Annotated in this window: 3 protein-coding genes and 1 pseudogene; 2 read left to right on the forward strand and 2 right to left on the reverse strand. The window is 42.7% G+C overall.

The features are described from left to right. Positions 1 to 80: 80 nt before the first annotated feature. Positions 81 to 941 (forward strand): annotated as a pseudogene (locus ASV53_RS23465) (LysR family transcriptional regulator); the annotation flags it as partial. 161 nt (positions 942 to 1,102) lie between these two features. On the opposite strand, the gene ASV53_RS23470 reads toward ASV53_RS23465, so the two are convergent. Together ASV53_RS23470 and ASV53_RS26195 are read right to left on the reverse strand one after the other, a co-directional pair. Then, positions 1,103 to 1,402 carry a DUF1330 domain-containing protein gene (locus ASV53_RS23470; protein WP_094958921.1) on the reverse strand — a complete coding sequence of 100 codons (300 nt, stop codon included), beginning with the start codon at positions 1,400 to 1,402 and terminating at the stop codon, positions 1,103 to 1,105. A gap of 5 nt (positions 1,403 to 1,407) precedes the next feature. Beyond that, the gene (locus ASV53_RS26195; RefSeq protein WP_261859064.1) at positions 1,408 to 1,536 is read right to left on the reverse strand and encodes a hypothetical protein; all 129 of its coding nucleotides are present in this window, start codon (positions 1,534 to 1,536) and stop codon (positions 1,408 to 1,410) included. Between the two features lie 266 nt (positions 1,537 to 1,802). On the opposite strand from ASV53_RS26195, the gene ASV53_RS23475 reads away from it, so the two are divergent. Beyond that, positions 1,803 to 2,837: a zinc-binding alcohol dehydrogenase family protein gene (locus ASV53_RS23475; RefSeq protein WP_094958922.1), complete on the forward strand. Its 1,035-nt coding sequence runs from the start codon at positions 1,803 to 1,805 to the stop codon at positions 2,835 to 2,837. Positions 2,838 to 2,960: the final 123 nt, after the last annotated feature.

The raw sequence follows: 2,960 nt of genomic DNA on the forward strand, positions 1-2,960 counted from the left end.
AGCTTTAATTCACGACTATATTTGGACATAAAAAAGACCCCCAATAATTGGTTGTCCAACTATTGGGGGTCATTTCATTACTTCATGATATGGACAACTCATCACTTTCCAAACAGATCAAAAAGCTTGAGCATGAACTTGGAGTCCAGTTATTGAATCGATCAACCCGATCTTTTTCTTTAACGTCGGCAGGTGAAGAGATCCTACAACAAACGCATGCGCTTAGTGAGACGTTAGATAACATCCAAAATATTGCAGATGCTTACCACTCGGTACCCAAAGGGGAGCTACGCATTACTTCTCCAGTCTATTTTGGACAGGAACACCTTCAACCTGTCATATCACAGTTCATGAAGCAGTACCCTGATGTCAAAATAAACCTATCGTTAGATGATAAGAAAGCCGACATTATTGGCGATCATTTTGATCTCGCTTTTCGGTTAGGTAAATTGACCGAATCAAACTTGATCGCAAGAAAAATTGCAGAGACCAATTTTATCGCTGTTGCTGCCAAGTCTTTCATTGAAAAGTACGGTTATCCAAGTTCGCCTGAGGAACTTGTCGCTTTACCTGCTGTTGTTTACAGTAACGGCACGTTAACACTTAATCAGCTGAGTACACGTCTAGTGGGCAGTGAGCATCCATTTAATACATACAAAATGTTTGGAAACTACAAAGTCAGTGATATTCGCACTTTACTTGGCGCAGTTAGAGATGGCTTGGGTTATAGCTTAATTGATATTTCTAATTTGGATCGACATGTGGATGAACTTGGCTTGGTTCGGTTATTAACGCACTATGAAGTATCGACTAGAGAAACTGCAATATATGCAATCTACCCTCATAGAAAGCAAACCATGTTAGTGAAAGAGTTTATCAAAGCGGTACAAGAGTATATTGGCTCGCCTCCGCGTTGGGAATCGCACATTGTCAGTGTTTGATGGGGAGCCCACGTTGGTGAGACACCGATGTAATCAGTATAGCAATCGAGAAAGTCAGGCATAAAAGCAAGGTATGAAAAGATAATAGAAAAGGCGAACTGTCATTCAGTTCGCCTTTTTTATGTGTTCTTACTCATTACGCTTGGCTACGCACTTTATCGCTATAGCTTATCGACAATGAATGCGTTTAGGTTTTTGGTTGATGCTAAACGTATGGCTTTAGCGGGTGCATAATCAGGATCATCAACCCATGCTTGTGCAGCCGATCGGCTTGGGAATTGGAGCACAACTTTGATATCTGCATCATGACCATCAAGCTGCAGGCCTTCATTAGTAGCCGCAAGTAACTCACCACCATGCTTAGCAATAGTGCTGCCTGTTAGTTCGTTAGAGCCTGGGTTGTATTTCGCATATTGTTCTGGATCGGCAATATCGTAAGTCAGAATAAAATAAGCAGTCATGAAGATTAACCTTGTTCTTTTGTAGGTTCTTTCGGCTTGGCCGACGAGAACTGTTTTGGTGGCGTTATCATGCCGTGAATGACTACTTTGGGAAATAGCTCTACTTCCCAATCATTTTGGAACTTTTTATCCATAATCTCACGAGAATTGAAGCGGGGAGTGTTATGGCATTGTTGGGGACATTATGTTTATTATCAAAAATAAATTGAAAGTGTTTCTGCTTTAACATGGTTTTTCTTATGTAATCTCCACGTTATTGTTTATCCCATGCTTTACTTGAAAGCCTAGTATTTAAAACGCGAATACATATTAACGCTGAGCGATAGCTTTTACTGCCACCTATTACGGCACTAACTCTCGAGATCTCAGGCGGATAACAATAATATCGGAGAAACGTACCATGTCAGTCCCTTCTACAATGAAAGCTATTGGCTTTACTCAATCATTACCTATCGAACAGTCTGAAAGCTTGGTAGATTTCACAACAGCAACGCCAACGTTAGGTGATGACGACTTACTGGTAAAAGTGAGTGCGAATTCGATAAATCCGGCGGATGCAAAAATTCGTGTACGCGCTGCGGCAGATAAAACGTTAGAACAACCTCGTGTACTTGGGTTTGATGCGGTGGGGACTGTCATTGCGACAGGAAAAAACGTCGCAGGCTTTGCGACTGGCGATCGTGTTTACTATGCCGGAGATGTGACGCGACCAGGATCAAATGCAGAGTATCAAGCGGTAGACCGCCGAATTGTGGCTCATGCACCACTCAGCCTGACAGATGCAGAAGCTGCGGTAATGCCATTGGGCGCATTAACAGCGTGGGAAGCACTGTTTGATCGTTTACGTATTAACCCTACCGAGAAGAAATCCCTACTTGTGATTGGTGGTGCTGGTGGTGTGGGTTCTATCACTATTCAATTGGCGAAACAGCTGACAAACCTGACTGTGATAGCAACGGCTTCTCGCCCAGAAACAGAACGTTGGGTAAAACAAATGGGGGCTGATCATGTTGTTAACCACCGTGATCTTGTAAATTCTGTGCGTGAGCAAGGGATTGAGCATGTTGATTATATTTTCAATGTTGCCGATACCAAAGGCCACTGGGACGCCATGGTCGAGCTGATTGCACCGCAAGGCATGCTCAGTTCAATTGTTGAATTTGATGGCGGCATCGATTTGTCTCAACTTCAAGGCAAATCGGTGGGCTTTATTTGGGAACTGATGTTTACTCGCTCGCTATTTAAAACGGATGACATGATTAAACAGCAAGAAATATTATTCCAAGTGGCGAACTTGATTGATTCTGGCCGTATCCAAACGACGCTCACAGATACTATCGACGGTTTTGGTGCAGATGCGATGAAAGAAGCCCACCGTCGCATTGAAAGTGGGGCATCAATCGGCAAAATTGCGATTAACTTTTCTAACAGCTAACAGCTAACAGCTTGGGGTAGTATCCCGACTGCTTTTCTATGACGATCACTAAGTCTGCTTATTGATCGTTTTTTATCTCTTCACAGAATGGCTATTTGAACGCTTGAAGCATAATTTATAAGC

Source organism: Photobacterium sanguinicancri, from assembly GCF_002265265.1.
Lineage (GTDB): Bacteria > Pseudomonadota > Gammaproteobacteria > Enterobacterales > Vibrionaceae > Photobacterium > Photobacterium sanguinicancri.

Bases quoted from the DNA above. Each gene is read 5' to 3' on its own strand.
- ASV53_RS23470 (WP_094958921.1), bottom strand. From the start codon at position 1,402: ATGACTGCTTATTTTATTCTGACTTACGATATTGCCGATCCAGAACAA.
- ASV53_RS26195 (WP_261859064.1), bottom strand. From the start codon at position 1,536: ATGGATAAAAAGTTCCAAAATGATTGGGAAGTAGAGCTATTTCCCAAA.
- ASV53_RS23475 (WP_094958922.1), top strand. From the start codon at position 1,803: ATGTCAGTCCCTTCTACAATGAAAGCTATTGGCTTTACTCAATCATTA.